Annotated in this window: 14 protein-coding genes and 1 rRNA gene; 3 read left to right on the top strand and 12 right to left on the bottom strand. The window is 59.9% G+C overall.

Going from position 1 to position 19848, the window contains the following annotated elements; genetic code table 11:
• Nucleotides 1-260 precede the first annotated feature (260 nt).
• Nucleotides 261-605, top strand: coding sequence for a cupin domain-containing protein (locus tag AACY08_RS17685; RefSeq protein ID WP_049711538.1), 345 nt, complete (start codon nucleotides 261-263; stop codon nucleotides 603-605).
• Between the two features lie 64 nt (nucleotides 606-669).
• Here AACY08_RS17685 and mmsB read toward each other — a convergent pair whose 3' ends face one another.
• Together mmsB and AACY08_RS17675 are read right to left on the bottom strand one after the other, a co-directional pair.
• Nucleotides 670-1557 carry a 3-hydroxyisobutyrate dehydrogenase gene (gene mmsB, locus AACY08_RS17680; RefSeq protein ID WP_339420520.1) on the bottom strand — a complete coding sequence of 296 codons (888 nt, stop codon included), beginning with the start codon at nucleotides 1555-1557 and terminating at the stop codon, nucleotides 670-672.
• Nucleotides 1558-1571: 14 nt separating this feature from the next.
• Complete coding sequence (locus AACY08_RS17675; RefSeq protein WP_339437465.1) at nucleotides 1572-3089, bottom strand: CoA-acylating methylmalonate-semialdehyde dehydrogenase; 1518 nt, start codon at nucleotides 3087-3089, stop codon at nucleotides 1572-1574.
• A 131-nt stretch (nucleotides 3090-3220) separates the two neighbouring features.
• Between AACY08_RS17675 and AACY08_RS17670 the strand changes: the two genes are divergently transcribed.
• On the top strand, nucleotides 3221-4168 hold the full coding sequence (locus AACY08_RS17670; protein WP_339420518.1) for a LysR family transcriptional regulator: 948 nt from the start codon (nucleotides 3221-3223) through the stop codon (nucleotides 4166-4168).
• 314 nt (nucleotides 4169-4482) lie between these two features.
• Nucleotides 4483-4773, top strand: a complete 291-nt coding sequence (locus tag AACY08_RS17665; protein WP_339470620.1) for a DUF3077 domain-containing protein — start codon at nucleotides 4483-4485, stop codon at nucleotides 4771-4773.
• A 45-nt stretch (nucleotides 4774-4818) separates the two neighbouring features.
• On the opposite strand, the gene AACY08_RS17660 is transcribed toward AACY08_RS17665, so the two are convergent.
• The 10 genes from AACY08_RS17660 to rrf form a co-directional block, all read right to left on the bottom strand.
• A complete protein-coding gene (locus tag AACY08_RS17660; RefSeq protein ID WP_339470619.1) occupies nucleotides 4819-5766 on the bottom strand; it encodes a LysR substrate-binding domain-containing protein in 948 nt (315 codons plus the stop codon).
• Complete coding sequence (locus AACY08_RS17655) at nucleotides 5766-6614, bottom strand: EamA family transporter (protein ID WP_339437468.1); 849 nt, start codon at nucleotides 6612-6614, stop codon at nucleotides 5766-5768. The genes AACY08_RS17660 and AACY08_RS17655 overlap by 1 nt, the downstream gene beginning before the upstream one ends.
• Before the next feature lie 54 nt (nucleotides 6615-6668).
• The gene (locus AACY08_RS17650; RefSeq protein WP_339470618.1) at nucleotides 6669-7616 is read right to left on the bottom strand and encodes a TauD/TfdA family dioxygenase; all 948 of its coding nucleotides are present in this window, start codon (nucleotides 7614-7616) and stop codon (nucleotides 6669-6671) included.
• A gap of 345 nt (nucleotides 7617-7961) precedes the next feature.
• A complete protein-coding gene (locus AACY08_RS17645) occupies nucleotides 7962-8453 on the bottom strand; it encodes an OmpA family protein (protein ID WP_339470616.1) in 492 nt (163 codons plus the stop codon).
• A gap of 3 nt (nucleotides 8454-8456) precedes the next feature.
• Nucleotides 8457-9719 (bottom strand): diguanylate cyclase domain-containing protein, encoded by a 1263-nt coding sequence (locus AACY08_RS17640; RefSeq protein ID WP_339470613.1) that lies wholly within the window; start codon nucleotides 9717-9719, stop codon nucleotides 8457-8459.
• Nucleotides 9716-10291, bottom strand: a complete 576-nt coding sequence (locus AACY08_RS17635) for a YfiR family protein (RefSeq protein WP_339437471.1) — start codon at nucleotides 10289-10291, stop codon at nucleotides 9716-9718. The genes AACY08_RS17640 and AACY08_RS17635 overlap by 4 nt, the downstream gene beginning before the upstream one ends.
• Before the next feature lie 141 nt (nucleotides 10292-10432).
• Complete coding sequence (recD, locus tag AACY08_RS17630) at nucleotides 10433-12505, bottom strand: exodeoxyribonuclease V subunit alpha (RefSeq protein ID WP_339470611.1); 2073 nt, start codon at nucleotides 12503-12505, stop codon at nucleotides 10433-10435.
• Nucleotides 12502-16176 carry an exodeoxyribonuclease V subunit beta gene (gene recB / locus AACY08_RS17625; RefSeq protein WP_339470610.1) on the bottom strand — a complete coding sequence of 1225 codons (3675 nt, stop codon included), beginning with the start codon at nucleotides 16174-16176 and terminating at the stop codon, nucleotides 12502-12504. The genes recD and recB overlap by 4 nt, the downstream gene beginning before the upstream one ends.
• Nucleotides 16173-19625: an exodeoxyribonuclease V subunit gamma gene (recC, locus tag AACY08_RS17620; protein WP_339470609.1), complete on the bottom strand. Its 3453-nt coding sequence runs from the start codon at nucleotides 19623-19625 to the stop codon at nucleotides 16173-16175. Before recC ends, recB begins: the two co-directional genes overlap by 4 nt.
• A 144-nt stretch (nucleotides 19626-19769) precedes the next feature.
• Nucleotides 19770-19848, bottom strand: a 5S ribosomal RNA gene (gene rrf, locus AACY08_RS30555); the annotation flags it as partial.

Genomic DNA, 19848 nt, shown 5'->3' with positions numbered 1-19848 from the left:
GGCCTGCTGCGAATTTTCTTGCGAATTCTGGCGCGAAGCGGGAAATCTTTCGCACTTACTGCGAGGAATGGGTGGATTGGCGCTTAGATATATCATTCCGGCACGGTGGATCAGCCACTGAAGATCCAATGTGGGAGCGCAGGGTGCCAGAGGGATCGCATTCCCCTGCGCTTCTGAGCATCCCAATGTCGAGTTCAGACCACTGGCGCAACGCCAGAGGCCTTAGGGTTCATCTGTCCATTCCCTGCCCTGGAGTCATCATGTCCACGCCCATCACCGTACTGCGCGACACCCACCCCCTGCCGGTCCTGGACGCGTGCAAATGGGAAAAGCTCGAAGGCGACCCGCACACCGTGAACCTCAACGCTTACACCAGCGAAGACGGCAGCAAAATCATGGGTACCTGGATCTGTACACCGGGCAAGTGGTACGTGGACTACGTGAAGTGGGAATACTGCCACTTCCAGGAAGGCTACTGCATCATCACACCAGAAGGCCTGGAACCGATTCATTTGCGAGCTGGGGATATCTTTGTGGTGGAACCGGGGATGAAGGGGACGTGGGAAGTGGTCGAGACGGTGCGTAAGTATTTTGTGTTTGCTTGAAGTTGTTGTAGTGAGCGGGCTTGCCCCGCGCTGGGCAAGCCCGCTCACTACGCGTAGCGGCACCTTATTTGGGCTTGCGATAGCTGTTGATAATCGCCGAGAAGTCCTTGCCCCCTTCCCCACGCTGGCTCATTGATTGATACAACTGCTGGGCCACAGCGCCGAGGATCACCGGCTGCTTGGCCTGGCGCGCCGCTTCAGTGGCCAGGCCCAAATCCTTGAGCATCAAGTCGGCACCAAACCCGCCGGTGTAGCCACGGGACGACGGCGCGGTTTCAATCACGCCCGGCCATGGGTTGTAGGTGTCGGAACTCCAGCAACGCCCGGTGGAGCTGTTGATAATTCCCGCCAGCACTTGCGTGTCGATACCCAAGGCATCGCCTAGGGCCATGGCTTCGCTGACGCCAACCATGCTGATCCCCAGCAACAGGTTGTTGCAGATTTTGGCGATTTGCCCGGTGCCCACGTCGCCGCAATGCACGATGTTGCGGCCCATCTGCGCCAGCACCGGTTGCAGGGTGGCGAACAGTTCAGGGTTGGCGCCGACCATGAAGGTCAGCGTACCGGCCTGGGCGCCGCCCGTGCCGCCAGAGACTGGCGCGTCAGCCACGGCCACGCCTTGCTTCGCCGCTGCAGCCGCCACATCGCGGATGGTTTGCGGGTCGATGGTGCTGCAGTCCACCGCCGGCACGCCTTTGCCGATGCCGGCGAGCACGCCGTCTTCATTCAGCCAGACGCTGCGCACATGCGCAGCAGCGGGCAGCATCGTGATCACTAGCTCCGCGCCGTTGGCCGCATCACGCGGTGAGTCGCTGATAGCGCCGCCCAGCTCGGCCAGTTCCTTGAGCACCGTCTGGTTCAAGTCGAACAGGTTCAACGCGTGGCCGGCCTTGATCAGGTTGCGGGCCATGGGCGCGCCCATGTTGCCCAAGCCGATAAATGCAATCTTCATGGTCGTCTCCCGAATCAGCGCAGGTTGATGGTGGTGTTGACGCCATCGTTGACTGTGTCGTCATCAAACCAGCGGCTGGTGACGGTTTTGGTCTGGGTGTAGAACTGCACCACTTGCTTGCCGTACGGGCCAAGGTCGCCGAGTTTGGAACCACGGGAACCGGTGAAACTGAAGAACGGCACCGGCACCGGAATCGGGATGTTGATGCCGACTTGGCCTACATCGATTTCGCTCTGGAACTTACGCGCCGCCGCGCCGCTCTGGGTGAACAGGCCGGTGCCGTTGCCGAACGGGTTGGCGTTGACCAGTGCGATGGCCTCATCCAGGGTGTCGACTTCCAGCACCACAAGTACCGGCCCGAAAATTTCCTGGGTGTAGATTTGCATATCGGTGGTCACGCCCGAGAACAGGGTCGGGCCGACAAAGTTGCCTTGCTCATAGCCCGGCACCTTGATGTCACGGCCGTCCAGTTCCAGCTTGGCGCCTTCTTTCACGCCGCTTTCGATCAGTTCCAGGATTCGCGCCTTGGCGCGCTTGGAAATCACCGGGCCGACATCGGTACCGGCTTCGCTGCCGGCATTGACCTTGAGCTTTTGCGCCAGCGCCTTGAGATCCGGCAGCCACTGCTTCGACGCGCCCACCAGCACCACCACCGAGGTGGCCATGCAACGCTGGCCTGCCGCGCCGAAACCGGCGCCGACCAGGGCGTTGAGGGTGTGTTCACGGTTGGCATCCGGCAGCACCACCGCGTGATTCTTGGCGCCCATCATCGATTGCACGCGCTTGCCGTGTTTGCCGGCCAGGTCGTAGACGTGAGTGCCCACGGCGGTCGAACCAACGAAGGACACAGCCTTGATGTCTTTATGGGTGCACAGCGCATCCACCACATCCTTACCGCCGTGCACCACGTTGAGCACGCCGGCAGGCACCCCGGCCTCCAGCGCTAGCTCCACCAGCAGCATGGTCGACAGCGGGTCCTGCTCGGAAGGCTTGAGGACGAAGGTGTTACCGCAGGCAATCGCCATCGGGAACATCCACAGTGGAATCATCGCCGGGAAGTTGAACGGCGTAATACCGGCGCACACGCCGATAGGCTGGCGCAGGGTGTAGGTGTCGACGCCACCGGCGACGTTTTCAGCGAACTCGCCCATTTGCAGGGTGCCGATGGAACAGGCGTGTTCCACCACTTCCAGGCCACGAAAAATGTCGCCTTCGGCATCGGCAATGGTCTTGCCCTGCTCGTTGCTGAGGACCACCGCAATGCGCTTGGAATGTTCGCGGATCAAGGCTTGCAGCTTGAGCATGATGCGCATGCGCGCGCCGATCGGCGTCAGCTTCCAGGTCTGGAAGGCGCGATGGGCGGCGTCGATGGCGGCGTTCACTTCATCAGCCGTGGCGAACGGAACTTTGGCCAGCACCTGCTGGGTGGCCGGGTTGACGATGTCTTGCCATTCGGTGGTCTTGGACTCGACCCACTCGCCGTTGATCAGCAACTTGACCTGTTGCACGGAAATATCGGCAGATGCGTTCATGTGGTCTCCAATCTTATATTTATGCAGAGAACCAAGGCGTTGAATCGCCTTGAAGAATGAGGCGTTCGGACTGTTTTTGGAGTATAGATGTGCAAATCTCTAATAAGAACGCACATAAAAGCCGGACCAATATGCAAAAAAACATCACGTCACTGGGCTCCCTGAACTGGGATGACCTGAAGTTTTTCCTTGAAGTGGCCCGCACCCGCAAGGCCAGCGTCGCCGCCAAGCGCCTGGCGGTGGACTACACCACCGTGTCACGGCGCATCAGTTCGCTGGAAATGTCACTCGGTACCCTGCTCTTCGAAAAATCCCGGACCAACGGTTTCGTCCTCACCCCCGAGGGCCAGCGTTTACTGGGCTATGCGGAGTCCATCGAAAGCACCCTGCATATGGCCTGCGAACAGGTGTCCGGCTCCGGCGTGGCACTGTCCGGCCATGTGCGCATGGGCTGCACCGAAGGCTTTGGCAGCTTTTTCGTCACCCCGCAATTGAGCCACTTCGTCGACACCTACCCGGCGATCTCAGTGGATATCCTGCCCCTGCCCCACTTCATTAGCCTGTCCAAGCGCGAAGCCGATATCGTCATCGCCCTGGAGCGCCCGGAACACGGGCCCTACGTGTGCTGCAAACTGTGTGATTACAAACTGCAGCTGTACGCGACCCAGGAATACCTCGATCAACACCCGCCGATACAACGCCCGGCGGATTTGGCTGAGCATCCGTTCATCAGCTACGTGGATGACCTGGCGTTCAGTTCGGAACTGCTTTACCTGGCGAATGTGGTGCCCGGCGCCAGCGCCAGTTTGCGCAGTACCAGCGTGATCGCGCAGTACGTGGCGGCGCAACAGGGGCGGTCGATGGCGATATTGCCGTGCTTTCTGGCGGCGCAGGATCCGCGGTTGCTGCCGGTGTTGGGGGAGCAGATTGCGATTACGCGGCAGTTCTGGATGTATTGCCGGGAGGATTTGAGGAAGCTGAAGCGGATTACGTTGTTGTGGGATTACATCAGGGAAGTGACGGAGCAGAATCAGGGGTTGTTGATGGGGGAGACGCGGGAGATTAGGTTCGCGGATTAAAGGGCCATCAACGACGATTCGCTTTAATTTGCAGGACGTTTCCTAGAGAATCTCCGGCCTATCGTGCCGTAGGGTTCGAGTCATTAGCCTCCGTACTTCGCTGACATCAGCGAACGGGTTTAGCGACCCGAACCCGGACACAGCCTCCAACGGCAAGAGCTTCGTGCTCGTCGTTCTCGTGTTATGGCGGCTGTGCGTGGGAGACCCTCGGGTCTGCCGGGTCCTGGGTCCGGTTCGCTAACCTGCGTACAGCTGCCACCCTTTCATGTTTAGCGACATGAATGGGTGGTTCCTAAAACTCCCAGGTATGAATCATGACTAAAATCGTCCCCGACCCACCGCGTTCCTCCATCACCACCCTCGGCGTAGTCACATTCGGCGACTACGGCGAAAACGAAAAAACCCTGTTCCGCGTCAACTCCGGCATGCCGATTGAGGAAGCTTTGGAACACGCCTCCACCCTACTTTTTTACTCCAAGAAACTCGCGATGGAAGCCGCCATGGATGTACGCGGCGAGCAATACGCATGGGCTGCGCATTACCTGTGTGAAATGGGCAAGGCCGTGGTGGATGACTTGACGCAGGCGATGACACCGGGCCGATAAGCAAATACCGTTCGAATGCGGGAGGAGCCTTGCTCCTTCCTACATTTAAACCGCACCAGCCCCGGCAATTTGCGGATACCGAGCCCGAACTTCGCGCAGAAACTTACTCGCTCTGGTCTTGAGCCATTCAATCAGCCGAGCGATATCCGGCTCTAATTGCCGCCCGTTTCGACAAATGATGTAGTACGCCGCTGGCGACATCATCGCGGGGCTTTTCAACGCAACCAACGCGCCGTCTTCCAATTGGTCGTATACCAACGCAGTCCTGCCCAGTGCGATGCCTGTGCCCTTCACCGCCAGGCTGATCGCCAAGCTCGAATCCGGAAATCGTGGCCCATGGTGATAAGGAGGTGCCGCCAGCCCTTGAAACGCAAACCAACTTTCCCACCCCGGACACACCTGATCGTCCACTCGATGAATCAGCGGGTACCGGGCGACATCCTCCAGTGAAATATCCCCCTTCAACCGTAGAAATTCCGGCGAGCAAACGGGAAATACTGCGTCGCACATCAGCAGTTCAACATGGTGATCCGGATACTCGCCGTACCCCATCACCACCGCGACATCGTATTGATGAGCTTCCAGGCTGGTGCTGTTCATATCGGCGCTAGTCAACACCAGATCAAGGTTGAACGACGCCTCTGTGTGCGACCCATGCATCCTGGGGATTAGCCACGTCGAACAGAGAGAAGACGTGCATGAGAGGTACAACGGTCGGGATTTACCGGGGTTGAGAGATTGCAGTACCCCATCCAGCGCCTTGAAAAAACCATCGGTAACCGGCAACAAGGCTTGCCCCGCCTGGGTCAGCTTGACGCCGCGTGAATGCCGCTCAAACAACTGCACGCCCCACCATTCCTCCAGGCCTGCAATTTGATGACTAATGGCGCTGGCAGTGAGGTTAAGCTCAGACGCCGCACGCGCAAAACTACCGGTTTGCGCAGCGCTGACGAACGCTTGAAGCATCGGTGTGGGAGGCGGACGCTGAGCCATCAGGTGCTCACTTTGATCAAGATGATCCCGCTAACAATGACGAATGCCGACAGCATCCGTCGCCAACCGAACCGTTCATGAAAGAACAGCGCGGCAATAATGGCGCCGATAATAACACTGGTTTCCCGCAGCGCTGAGACCTTGGCCACCGCGTCCAGCGACAACGCAAACAACACCAGTGCGTAGGACGCCAAGTAAAAAACGCCGCCTAATAGGCCAACTCGCCAATGCCCACGTATCGCTTGAGCCAAAGCCGAGCGCTCTTTGGAAAACGCCAGCAGTGGGATCGGAATACTCTGGAACACCGTCAGGTAGATGATGTACTGCAGCACCGTCTCACTGGCTCTTACACCTTTGGCGTCCACTACCGTGTAAGACGCGATAAATGCTCCAGCGCACACCGCCATCAGAATCGGCTTGAACATCTGCGCCGTCATCCTGCGCACAAAGGTCAGGCTGATAATTCCCACACATATCAGCGCCCCCCCCACCAGCGCCAGCAGTGACAACTGTTCATGCAACAGAAAGTAGGAAAACAATGCGACAAATACCGGCGGTACCCCACGCATCACCGGATAAACCTGACCGAAGTCACCCGTTTCGTAAGCTTTGATCAGAAATAACCGATAGACCGTATTGAGTACCACGGAGACGAGGATATAACCCCCTACCTCCAGGCTGGGCACACTGACAAGCGGCAACGCCAACAGGCATATCACCAGCGCGGTGCCATCCACCATGGCCAAGGTCATGAAGCGACTGCTACCGGCGCGGACTACGGCGTTCCAAGTGGCGTGCATAAAGGCAGAGATCAGGACCAGCGTGATCGCGATATCGGAGTTGTCCATGGGGTTCGGCTTATGGCGGATAGTGGGGGGATGTAAGTTATGAGCATCGGGGCATCACTGCTTGCGCAACCACATCCGTAGCATGTAGCGATTTAGATCGTTCAAGGACTTCGCATCATCAATCACGCAACGTGGAGTATTCATATCTATAAAGTGCGTGCGGGTGTGGAGAAACTTGTTATCGGCTGAAATGAGTACCTGCCCTGGTTCCAGCAACACTCGATGCTGAACCGATGACTGATCGAGAGCGGTGTCCAGAAAGTCTAGCGCCTGGGATTGGGCCGCTGTTAATGGCACTCCCGCTTTAAGGTGAGCGGACTCAATGTAGACGCGAAAGTATCTGATCAGCGGAATACCTTCATTGGAAAAGCTCAGAATAGGTGCTTTGAACAACTGTTCCTCATCTGACATACCGCGGTTTTCAAAAAAGAAGTCGCACTTAAGCTCTTCCAATATTTCTGGAAACGCCATCAGCTCCGCGTATACCGCGCTTGCATCAATCAGAATACTCTCACCTCCCAAAAGCGCTTTTTGTCCGCAAGCCAGGATCAAGTAATCGATAGGCAACGGGTCGCTCACTCCATCGTTGTGCACATAGGCACCTTGGCGGGTTTGATGGTATCTCGCACCGTCCTCAATGCTCTTACCGCCCCTGTCATAAACCTCAATCACCTTATGACCGAGATGGTTCTGCACCATTGGCACACCGAGTAGAGAGCCAAATGTCCATATCAGCGACTTGAAAATCGAAAGTTTGTCGACCTTAAAGCCATCAAGAATCAAGATATGGCTTTCATGATCGATCATGGTTCGGATTCTATCTAGCTCCTTATTCAGGACGGGTAATTGTAGAGGATTGATGTGCGCGGCGTTGGTATCGAATCGAATTCCCTGACGCTCAGACTCGAACAACTCTCTTGCGCTCAACAGCTCTTCAAAAGCAATGTTTGAAAGTCTAGTTTTAGAAACTTCCTGGCGGAAATTACTGACGTTTATGCTCATCGCAGTCCTTTACGGTGGTTAGTTCGAGCGGCCATTTAACTAAGCCCACCCTTTGCGAAAAAGCGAAACCTCGTCAGCCTAGCCATCAAGATTCGTCATGGCAGACTTCTCCTACAGGAAACATGCTTGACGGTCTTTGCTGAGATACGGTGATGGTGCGTCAACGCAGGCGATGACACCGGGCCGCTAAGCGAACGCTGTAGCAAGGCACCGCAAAACCCACTGTGGGAGCTGGCTTGCCTGCGATGGCAGTATGTCCGTCAGTACATCCAGTACTGAGACACCGCTATCGCCGGCCAGCTCCCACAGTTGATGGGGTTTCACATTGAGGTCGGCGGGACGGGCTCAATCCGCGATCACAACAATCGACACCCGCCGATTCTCGGTGCGCCCTTCAGCGGTGTCATTGGAGGCTACCGGTTTGCTACTGCCCAAGCCGCGTAGCTGGATGTTTTCTTCTTTCATGCCCACGCCGGTCAGCACCGTGGCCACGCTTTTGGCACGACGCAGGGACAGTTGTTGGTTGTAGGTTTCCTTGCCAGACGCATCGGTGTGGCCATCGACACGAACGCGTTCGATACCTACGCCAAGCAGGGCCTTGCCGATGCGCTGGACGATGTCGGTGCTGGGTTGGTTGAGGGTCTCGACATCGCTGCCAAACAGCACTTTGCCGGACAGGCCGAATGACCAGCCTTCGTCGGTCATTTCAAAGCCTTGCTGCTTGAGGACCGCGACCTGCGCCGGGGTCAGGCCTTTGGGTGGGGGCGTCTGACAGCCGCCGAGGGCGAGCAGTGCCATCAGCAGGGTGATAAACATAAAACGTGCGGTGGTGAACAAGGGTCAACTCCTGTGTTGAAGATTGACGGCGGCGTGCTCCGACTCCGCCGTGTGCTGGCCGCCCGAGGACAGGCGCTTGGCCTGGTACATCGCCGCGTCGGCCGCATTGAGCAGGGTGCCGGGGGTGGCACCATGATCGGGGTAGATGGCGATGCCGATACTGAGGGAGGTCAATACCTCGGTATTGCCGGGCACGGGGATCGGCAGGTCCATGCTGGCAATGATCTTGTCGGCGATACGCTTAGCGTCTGCCACCTTGTGCAACGGCGCCAGCAGGACAGCGAACTCATCCCCCCCCAGTCGCGCTACCAGGTCATCTTCACGCAATTGCGCACGCACACGCTGGGCGACGGCCACGAGGACGGCATCGCCGGCGGCATGACCAAAGCTGTCATTGACCTCTTTGAAGCGGTCGCTGTCGAGGTAGAGCACCGCCACTTGCTCTTTGGCCTTGGCGGCGCTGCGCAGAGCGCGAATCAGACGGCCTTCGAAGAACGCCCGGTTGGGCAAACCGGTGAGGCTGTCGTGGTTGGCCTGGTGGGCGAGGAATTCGTTTTCGCTCTGCAGGTGGCTTTGCCAGGCTTCCATCTCGCCGAGCAAGGCATTGAAGTCACTGCCCAGGCTGTCGAGCTCAGCGATTTGCGCCGGCGGTACGCGGCGGTCGAAGTCACGTTCGCTGCGAGCGGCATGGGCCACGGCGGCAAGGCTTTGCAGGGGACCTGTGATGCCACGTAACAAGCGTCGCGCAAGGTGCAGGGCGACCCACGCGCTGAGCGCGGTGCACATGAGAATTCCAGCCAGCCCGCTGAGCAGGAACCGCAGCAGACTACCGCCGTGACCGGTGAGATTAACGCTGCCGACGGCGCGCCCTTGATGCAGAATCGGCTGGCTGATGGGTTGTTCGAGCAAGGTATGCGCCAGCGCCAATTCAACTCGCGAAAGCATGCCCGTTTCCGGACGTATCCACTGCGCCAACAACCTGCCGTTGATATCGAAGACGTCTGCCCGCGCCACCTCTTCGGTGGAGGCAATCAGGCTGAGGGCCTCGGTGGCCGCCGCGCTGTCGTTGAACACCACCGCCGCCTCAACGGTGTAGCTGATAGAGCGCGCGATCAGGTGCAGGTTGTGTTCGGCGTAGACCCTCAGCGCCAGCACGCCGAGCAGCGTCAGGGAAACACTGGCCAGGATCACCGCCACCAGCGCCAGGATCAGGTGCCCCCGGCCGATGACCGAGCGCAGCGTCGGTCGCACTTTATCGGCCTTCATGGCGCGGGCGCTCGGCGACGTGACAACTGCAGCACGCTGGGGTGAATACGTACGCCACTGCGGGCGACGGAGTCGAGATTGACGTCGAATGACACTTGCTCATCACTCACCCGCAGGCAGAACAGGCTGCCCACGGTGCACTGGTCACCGCCTTCGCTGATGCTAAGCACCGGGTGGCCGATCAATGATGTAAACAGCTGGCTGCGCTCGTCGGCACTGAGTTTGCCGATGTACACCGCATCGCAGGCGTCGACGATATCAGGATGGCTGGCCAGCAGGCGCTGCACCACGACCGGACGGCCGGTGGCCTGGGTGGTGCCTTTGACCAGGTCGTCGGTGTATTGGGTCGGGCCGACGATACACAGGCGCAATTGCGCAGGCTCAGCCGGCCAGCGCGCATAACTGAGGATACCGAGCACCACCTGGGTGACCGCTTGGGCACGGTGGGCGGCAAGGTCAATGGGCTCGGGCGCCTGGGCGAAGGCGCGTGGTGCGAGCACGCACAGGGCCGCCACCAGCAACATGCGTCTCCAGCTCAAACTGCGCTCTGTGGGCGAGACAGCCATGTTCATGCAGAGACACTCTCAGTTTTTTTTCAGATCATGCCGCAACGATAGCACAGTGGTGGAACCCCTCAGCGGAATGGGTCTTCACGTGGCCCGCTCTTTTTTCAGAAAAATCAGACGCCTTAATAAGAAATATTGCATGACCTGTCAGTCAGCTTTTTCTGATTCGTGCCCCAGTTCAAGCATCAACCCACTCAGACGCTTGACCTTGCGCTTTACCGCTTCTTCAAACACGCCACCACGCGGTTCGATTAGGCTGAACCAGCGCTTGGCCCGGGTGATGCCGGTGTAGATCAGTTCTTTGGTGAGCACCGGGTTGAGCGCATCCGGCAGGATCAATACCGTGTGGATGAACTCAGAGCCCTGGGATTTATGCACGGTCATGGCGTACACGGTTTCCACATCATTCAGACGGCTGGGCAGCACAAAGCGCACGCCGCGCTGACCATCGTTACGTGGGAAGGCCACGCGCAGTACCTGCGGGCCGCCATCGCTTTCGGGCAATTTGAGGGCGATGCCGATGTCGCCGTTCATCAAGCCCAGCCCGTAATCGTTGCGGGTCATGAGCACCGGGCGGCCTTCGTACCATTGCTCGTCACCCTCTACCAGCCGCACCTTGCGCAAGGCTGCGGTGATGCGCAGATTCAGGCCTTCAACACCCCAAGGGCCTTTGCGGACCGCGCAGAGCAGTTGGAAAGCGTCGAAGGCTTGCAGCAGTTGTTGCGCCCAGTGGGTCCAGGCGGGGGCTTCACGTGGGGTGTCGGGAGATGGACGCGCGCTTTGCAGCAGGTTGAGGTAGTAACGGTAACCTTGGGCGCCGTCGCTGCCCTGCCCGTCCAGGACCAGACGCTCGAGGGCGTGGTCGTGCTCGCCCTTCAGGCTGAGGCAGAACAGGTCACTGTGGCTGCGTGCCGTCAGCAGCTTGCGGGCTTCCTCAGCGTTTTGCTGGTTGACCCAGCGCGCCAGTTGGCCGATACCACTGCCTTCGCCAAAACGTCGCGAGTAACGCAGCATCACCACTTGCTGGGCCAGGGGATGGTTGCCGTCGAGGTCTGCCTGCAGGCCACTGGTGCTGAGGTCTTCGCCACTGACAGCTTGCAGCCATTGGCGGGTCTGGGCGTTATAAAAGCCGGCTTCGGCGTCTCGGCACAAATCACCGAGAACAGCGCCCGCTTCCACCGACGCGAGTTGGTCTTTGTCACCGAGCAATACCAGACGCGCATGGGGCGCCAGGGCGTCGAGCAGGTTGGCCATCATTTCCAGGTCGATCATCGAGGCTTCGTCCACCACCAGCACATCCAAGGGCAACCGGTTGCCGATGTGATGACGAAAATGCCGCGTGCCCGGGCGACTGCCGAGCAAGCGGTGAACGGTGGTGACCTGAGTCGGGATTTTTTCCTTCACGTTGTCCGGCACTTTCAGCGACAGCACTTGCTGGCTGATGGACTCGGTGAGGCGTGCAGCGGCCTTGCCGGTGGGCGCAGCCAGGCGAATGCGCAATGGACTGCCAGCTTCCACCGCCGGCGCCTGCAACAGCGCGAGCAGGCGCACCACGGTGGTGGTCTTGCCAGTGCCGGGGCCGCCAGTGACGATACTGAATGCACCGCGAGTGGCCATCGCGCAGGCAAGTTTCTGCCAGTCGATCACGCCATCGGGCGGGGGTTGGTCGAACAGGTTGTTCAGGCGCTGCGGCAAATCGGCGGCGACACTTTCCTGGCTGGCGAGACGCAGCCGCAAGGCTGTGTCGATGCGTCGCTCGTAGGTCCAGTAGCGGCGCAGGTACAGGCGCTTGCCGGACAGGACCAATGGGCGACGCTGGGCGGCCTCGCTGCCATCAATTGCCAACGCGACCAGATGGCTGGCGGCCAGCGCTTGGCACCAATGGGCGCCGTCGAGGCCATCAAGCAATTGCGACGGCAGCAACATGGCACCGGTTTGCTGGTCGCCTTCAGGCGGCAAGGACAAAGCGAAATCCGGCGCCTTGAGGGTTTCGAACAGGTCGAGGCAAACATGACCATGGCCCAATTGATGGCTGGTCAGCGCAGCGGCCAGCAGCACCAGCGGGTCAGCGTCCGGATCAAGTTCGTGCAGGAAGCCGACGAAGGCTTTGTCCAGGGCGCGCAACCAACCGCGATCCACCCAACGCTCCAGCAGTTGCACCAGGTCATTGGCACGGCTGAGAGGCATCAGGTCCTCAAGCGGTAATGGCGACAGGCTCATAGCAGCACTCCTTGTTCCCAGGCGGGCTCAACCTTGGGCGGGATAGGCTTGCCCTGGAACAGCAGGTCCAGGCCTTCGATCAGTTCCCGTGGTGGCCGGGTGAAATACGCGCCCTGGCTCACGGACTGGGTGCCGCGCAGGAACAGGTAAAGCGCACCGCCGACATGGCGGTCGTAGTCGTAGTCCGGCAGGCGCGCCTTGAGTTGGCGGTGCAGGGCCAGCAGGTAAAGTACGTATTGCAGGTCGTACCGATGCTCGAGGATCGACTGTTCCATGGCGTCCTGTGTGTAGGCTGAATCGTCGGGGCCGAGCCAGTTGGATTTGTAGTCGGCCACGTAATAGCGGCCGTCATGTTCGAACGTCAAATCGATAAAGCCCTTGAACATACCGTTGAGCAGCACGGGTTCGGCGGCGACGCGGGAAATGCCGTTGTGGGTGTACTGGCACACCAGTTTGTCGAGGGCGAGTACGTCGACTTTATGGCTGGCGAACCAGAACTCCATTTCGACCTGGTAATGCTGCAGGCTTTTCAGGCTGACGTGGTTGTTGTCCACAGGCAGCGCCGCTTGCAGCAAGTGGCCCAGCCAACTGCTGAGGGTGACGATCCAACCTTCCCAGTTGCGGCGATTGCAACGAGCCCCTACTGCTTTTTCGATAGCCTCGGGGGTGACGTTGAAACCCTCCTCCCCCGCCCACTCCAGCAGACCGTGGAGAAAGGTCCCAGGGTTCGGGCCACGTGGGAACCGGTGAATGTCGCCGCCGGACGCCGCCACCTCGCGGGGTGCGTCAGGGTCGAGGCGTTCATCATCGAACAGCTTCTGGGCTTGTGCGCTTTCCGGCGCTTCGAGACTGGCGGCACTCATGCTGTCGCCAATGCGCAAGGCGCTGTAGGAGGCGATCCACCAGTTTTCGGCCGCCTTGCGTTTGGGCAGCAAGGGCGCTCTAAGCAGGGCTTCGCTGCGCGGCGGGTGGAAGATGATGTCTTGCGCGTCGGGCACGTGGGCATAGTGGATTGAGGTGCAACCCTCTTGCAGATCCAACAACCAGCGCGCCAGACCCGCGGACTCTCCCAGCGATGTACCCGCGCCAAGCAAATAGCCCAACGCCGATAAGTGCAGCACAGAGCTATTGCTGTTGCCACGCTTGAGGTCGGCGATGCCGAGCCAGCACGCATGCTTGGCGCGGGTCAGGGCGACATAGAACAGGCGCAGGTCTTCGGCCAGACGCTCGTTGTCGGCCTGGGCGATCAACTCAGCGGTCGGACGCAGACTGACCTGCGACTTGCCGTGTTCATCGTGGTAGTGAAGGGGCAAACGGCTGCCGTCGACTGGTTTGGCTGAGCAGATGAAAGGCAGGAAGACCAAGTCGTATTCCAGGCCCTTAGACTTGTGGATAGTCACCACCTTGACCAATTGTTCATCACTTTCCAGGCGCAGGATTTGTTCCTCACCCGCCTGGCCCGACAGCGCCAGGTGTTCGGCCAAGTGGCGGATCAGCGCCTGTTCGCCGTCCAGTTCCGATGCGGCCTGTTGCAGCAGTTCGCTGAGATGCAGCAGGTTGGTCAGCACACGTTCGCCGTCACTGCGCGCGATCAGGGTTTGCGGCAGTTTAAAATCGTGGAGCAGGCGACGCAGCATCGGCAGCACACCTTGGGTGCGCCAGATCACGCGATAGCCACGGAATTGCATGACGCGGCTTTCCCATGCGAGTTCGTCCTGGTTCAGGCGTTCCAGTTCCGGCAGTGACAGGTTCAGGGTGACGCAAGCCAGGGCTGCGCGCAGCGGGCGCTCAACATCCGGCTCGGCGCAGGCCTTGAGCCAGGCCAGCAGGTCGTGGGCTTCCTGGGCGGCGAAGACCGAGTCTTTGTCGGACAGGTACACACTGCGCACGCCACGCGCAGCCAGTTCAGACCGCACGGCTTGAGCTTCCTTGCCGTCGCGAACGAGGATGGCGATATCTGACGGAAGCACGCCGTTGAAGCTCGCGTCCGGCTGTAGGAAACCGGCTGTGCCTTGCTGTCCGCCGTTGAGCAATTCAACAATCTGCGTGGCACAGGCGGCAGCCAATTGCTGACGGTAAACCAGGTTGGAAACCGGCTGCTCGGTGGGCAAATGCCAGAGATTCATCGCCGGCAGCGTTTGGCCATTAACCTGCAATCGTTCCTTGCGGCCTTGGGACAGCACCGAGTGGAACGGCACCGGATTCTGGCCATCCGGTTCGCGGAACAGGAACGCGCCACGGCCTTTTTCTGCGCGCTGGAACACGTGGTTCACTGCCTCGACCATCGCATGGCTGGAGCGGAAGTTGGTGCCCAGCGTGTGGTGGCGGCCAGTGGTGGACTGGCGAGCGCGCAAGTAAGTGTAAATGTCAGCGCCACGGAAGGCGTAGATCGCTTGCTTGGGGTCGCCGATCAGAAACAGGCCACTGTCGAGGTGGTTTTCTTCGATGCGGTAGATGCTGTCGAAGATGCTGTACTGCACCGGGTCGGTGTCCTGGAACTCGTCGATCAGGGCCACCGGGAATTGCTCGCGGATGACACTGGCCAGACGTTCGCCGCCGTCAGCTTTCAGCGCGGCGTTGAGGCGGATGAGCATGTCGTCGAAGCCCATTTCGGCGCGGCGGCGTTTTTCTTCTTCGAAGCGTTTGCCCACCCAGCCGGCGGCGTGTTGCAACACAGCGGCCTCGGGGGTCGGCAACGCATCGAGGGCCGACTTTAGACCGGCCATGGCGTCAATGCCAGGATGCTGGGGCGGCTCGCCCTTCCAGGCTTCGGCCATGCCGTCGGGCGTGAGGCGGGTGAAGCCAGTACCGATATCGAGTTGTTCGAGAGTGTCGTCAGCAGCCCAGGCGCCGATCTTTTCGAACCACGGCTCGAAGTAACGCGCTTGCATCTTGCGGCCGTCGACGGCTTTGGCGGCCACGGCTTGCAGGCAGATGTCGCGTAGCTCGGCGGCCCATTGTTGCCAGGGGGCTTTGAGTTGTGTGAGCGCTTCACGGCGTTCTTGCAGGCAGGCGTTGATCAGCTCGGCGGGCTCGCGGACTTCATCGGTGGGCCGTTCGCTGCCGAACAACGCGCGGACTCGCGGCATCAATGCGGCGGGACCGCCCCAGTTGTTGCGTACCCAGTTGAGCGCGTCGTCGTGCATCGGGTAGCAAAACAAACGCCAGTAGTCGCGCAGCACCTCACCGAGCAGGTCGCTGTGGTCGGTTTCCAGGGTCTGGGTGAACAGGCTGCCGCTGTCGAAGGCGTGTTCGCGCAGCATGCGCTGGCACCAACTGTGGATCGTCGAGACGGCGGCTTCGTCCATCCATTGCGCGGCGATGTCCAGGCGGTTGGCACAGGCGGGCCACTGTTCGGGTGGATACTCGTCGCGCAGATCAGCGATCAGGGCGTCAGGCTGTTCAATTTCTTCGCGGAAGAACCGCGCGGCCTCGGCAAGACGAATGCGGATGCGTTCGCGCAGCTCTTTGGTGGCGGCGTCAGTGAATGTCACTACCAGAATTTGCGGCGGCAACAGCTCGCGACCAAAGCCGGACGCTTCGCCACCGTGGCCGAGGACAAGGCGCAGGTAGAGGGCAGAGATAGTGAACGTCTTCCCGGTACCGGCGCTGGCTTCAATCAGCTGGCTACCCTTGAGCGGGAAGGCAAGGGCTAAAGGTTTGCTGGTCATGCGCCGGCCTCCTCACCTGTGAGTGATCGCCATGGGGCGTTGATCAGCGGGCGATAAAGGGTTTCGCACCAACCTTCGAATTCTTCGCTGGCGATGAGCGCGGCGTAGTCGGGGAATTGCCGAGTGAGCGCTGGGGTTTCGCGACGCTCGCCGTCGGAGGTCAGGCCGTCGCCCTCGTAGGCTTTACTGGCGGCCGCCTGGGCCTTGGCAGGATCGGTTTGACCGAGCCAGGCGAAGGCGGTTTTGACAGCTACGGGTAACGGTTTACTCATGCCTTCGTGCCAGGCGAGCAGCAAGTGGCCGAGGATTTCCTGTGCGATGGATTTATCCAGAGGCGGCAGCAGCAAGGTGTCGTCGCTAGCCACCAAGCCGGTGCTTAACGGCAGGCCGCAAGCACAGGCAACCACGTGATTGACCCAAGGGCGGATAAGGTGATGCCACTTGCGGGTCTTGATCGAACCAATGCTGTTGGGAATGGTGGTGACGCTTAGCAACCCGCCATCACTGCGTCGATGCAGACCGCTGATCCAGCCTTCCAACTGAACCCCCTCATGCTCAAAAATGACAGGTTCGGCGCCAGTATGCTGGGTGGGCCAGAGAGCCAACAATTGTCGATAGCGTTGCAGAAGGTCGGGTAAAGGCTCCATCAGTTCGTTGCGGAGGCATTCGCCGAAACCGACCATGGGCAACAGGCCACTGCCTTGCAGTCGCAAGGCCTGGGCGTTCAGGGCCTGGTCGAGATGATCGGGGTTAGTGAGTGCAGCGTTCAGCAAGCTGTCACTCAGGCTATAGCGCTGCAGTGCGTCGAGGACAAAGGGTTCTTCGTCGGCCAACGGCACTTCGGCGGCTTCGAAGAATACTTTCAGACGTTGGCTAAAGAAGTGTTTGGCCGGGTTGCGCAGGAAGTCTTGTAACTGGCCGAGGCTCAGGGGCTCTTCCTGTTCGTGCGGTGGCAGGTCGTGTTCTGTTGAGGGCGCGTCGCAGGCTACGTGGAGCAATTGCCATTCGCGGGCGAAGCTGAACAGCGCGTCGCCCTCATGGAAGTAGCGGGCGCTGAACGGTTGCAGCGGATGCTCTTGGGTCATGGCTTCGATAAGCGCTTCATCGCTGTTTGCGTGATGCCAGCCGCTGGCGAGATGGTCGCGCAGTTGGCCGATCAATACCGAGGCAGGACGATCGCTATTGTCGCGGATGCTGCGACCCACCCAACTGATGTAGAGCTGGTCACGCGCTGAAAGCAGGGCTTCGAGCAGCAGGTACCGATCGTCTTCACGGCGTGAACGGTCGCCGGGGCGGTAATCACTGCCCATCAGGTCGAAGTCCAGCGGTGGTGTGGCGCGGGGGTAATCGCCGTCGTTCATGCCGAGCAGGCAAACGAGCTTGAACGGGATCGCGCGCATGGGCATCAGGGTGCAGAAATTAACAGCCCCGGCGAGAAAGCGCTGGGACAGGCGCCCTTGGTCCAGGCCAGCCAGCCAGGCTTCACGGACTACGGTGAGCGGTAACTCGTCTTGTAGGCCTACGGACTCGCAGGTTTCCAGCCAAGCCTCTCGGAGTTGTTCAAGTTGACCCAACAGGTAGTCGTCGTGTTCGCTGCTCGGCAGAAAGAACAGTTGCATCAGGCGTTGCAGGCGTTCGCCCCACGTCTGCGGAGGCGCGGGGTGCGACAGCGCTTGATGGGCGTCACTGAGTGCGTCGAGTAAGGCGACCAGCGGGCCGATCAGGGCGGCGTCGAGACCACCGATTTCGTCGTAGGGCTCGATGCCGTCGCACGCGGCGCCGGTGCCTACGGCGTAACCGAGCAACATGCGGCGTAGGCCGAAACGCCAACTGTTTTGTTCCAGTTCCGTGGGCAGGCCCAGGCCTGCGCGCTGTTCAGCGTTGAGGCCCCAGCGGATGCCGGCGCCTTCAATCCAGCGGTGCAGTGTGGGCAGGTCGCGTTCCTTGATGGCGAAGCGTTCGCGCAGGGCCGGAACGTCAAGCAGGTCGAGGATTTCGCTGACAGGGAAGCGGCTGTCGGGGAGTTTCAGCAGATGTTCGACTGCGATCAGCAGAGGGTCGCGGCCGCGCTGACCCTGGTCAGTCAGGGTGAACGGGATGAAGCGCGGGTCGTTGCGCTCAAGCTGGCCAAACACGGCGCGGATATGCGGCGCGTAACTGTCGACGTCGGGGACCATGACGATGATGTCCCTGGGACGCAGCGTGGGGTCGGCGCTAAAACGTTGGAGCAGTTGGTCGTGGAGGATTTCTACTTCGCGTTGAGCGCTGTGAGCGATGTGGAAGCGGATTGAGGTATCTCGCTCCAGATCGACGGCAGGCCATAGTTCGCGGGTTTCATTGAGTGGGCGCAGTTCAAGGATATCGTCCTGGAGCTGATTGAGCAGCGTGGTGGGATCGCTGTCACTGAACAGGTCGATACGACCATCGCGGAACGCTGCACGGTAGCTGTTGGGGTCATCGTAGCTGTCTAGCAGGCTGATGTAGTCACGGCCTTGTTTGCCCCAGGCAGCCAGTAGCGGGTGGGCGTGCTGGTGCAGGGTTTGTGGATCGATAGTGACCGGCATGCCGGATTTACGCGCTTGGCGTTTGTATTCGTTACGCAGCAGGTCTTTGTCGGCGACGATGTCGGACCAATGATGGCGACACGGGTTGTGTACGCAAAGCAGGACTTGGCTGAATCGTGCGAGCCCGGCAAGGGCTTCCAGCGCCTGTGCTGGCAACGAGGAGATTCCGAAAACAATGACTCGGGATGGCAGCCCTGGTGGGGTGCTTTCGAGCGTATTGATGCGTTCGATGAAGCGTTGGTGCACGCCTGCGCGGCTTTCGGCCATGCCTTCTTCACCGACATCCAACAGCAGTGCGCGCCACAGTTCGGCTTGCCAGCAGTTAGCAGGATTGAGCGGTTTGGCGTCGCCTCGGCCGTTACGCAGTTGGTGGCGGCCGGCAGCCCAGTCTTCCAGCCAGTCGGCGCGGTAGACCTGGTATTGGTCGAACAAGTCAGCCAGGCGCTCGGCGAGTTGGTAGCGTTTACGCAGGTCGGTGTCGTGGGTGAGGAAGCGCTGCAACGGTTCGAAGTGTGGCTGATCGATAAGCTCTGGGAGCAGGCGCATCAGGCGCCAGGTCAGGGGGGCCTTATCGAGCAGGGACTTGGGTGGGATTTCGTCACGGCCAAGGACCATGCGGTAGAGCTGCCACATGAAGCTGCCGGGCAGTTGCACGTCAATTGCTGCAGCGATACCGCAGCCGCCCATGTCGTCCTCTTCCGGATCTTCAGCCAGGGCCAACTTGAGCCATTGAGCGATGCCGTTGCTTTGCACCAGGGCGATTTCGTTTTCCAAGGGCGCCAGGGGGTAGCGGCGCATCCAGCTGACCACCAGGCTGCGCAGTTCATCCAGGCGATTGCCGTGAACCACCATGAATCCAGCGCTGAGGGACGTCGCATCCGGCATAACGGCTTCCTTGGGAAAAGCAAAATCGAGGGTGCGACTTTAGCACTGTGGACAGTTATTGGCGGAATTGGGATGTAGATGTCTTTTCGACCGCCCAAAACAAAACCCCTGTTTGCGTTAGCAAACAGGGGTTTCGGAATTTAATCTTGACGATGACCTACTCTCACATGGGGAAACCCCACACTACCATCGGCGATGCATCGTTTCACTACTGAGTTCGGGA

It is taken from the genome of Pseudomonas sp. EL_65y_Pfl1_R83, assembly GCF_963970695.1.
In the GTDB taxonomy this organism is placed as follows: domain Bacteria; phylum Pseudomonadota; class Gammaproteobacteria; order Pseudomonadales; family Pseudomonadaceae; genus Aquipseudomonas; species Aquipseudomonas tritici.
The sequence above is the reverse complement of the archived record's forward strand: the minus strand, read 5'-3'. Positions and strand labels throughout refer to the sequence as shown.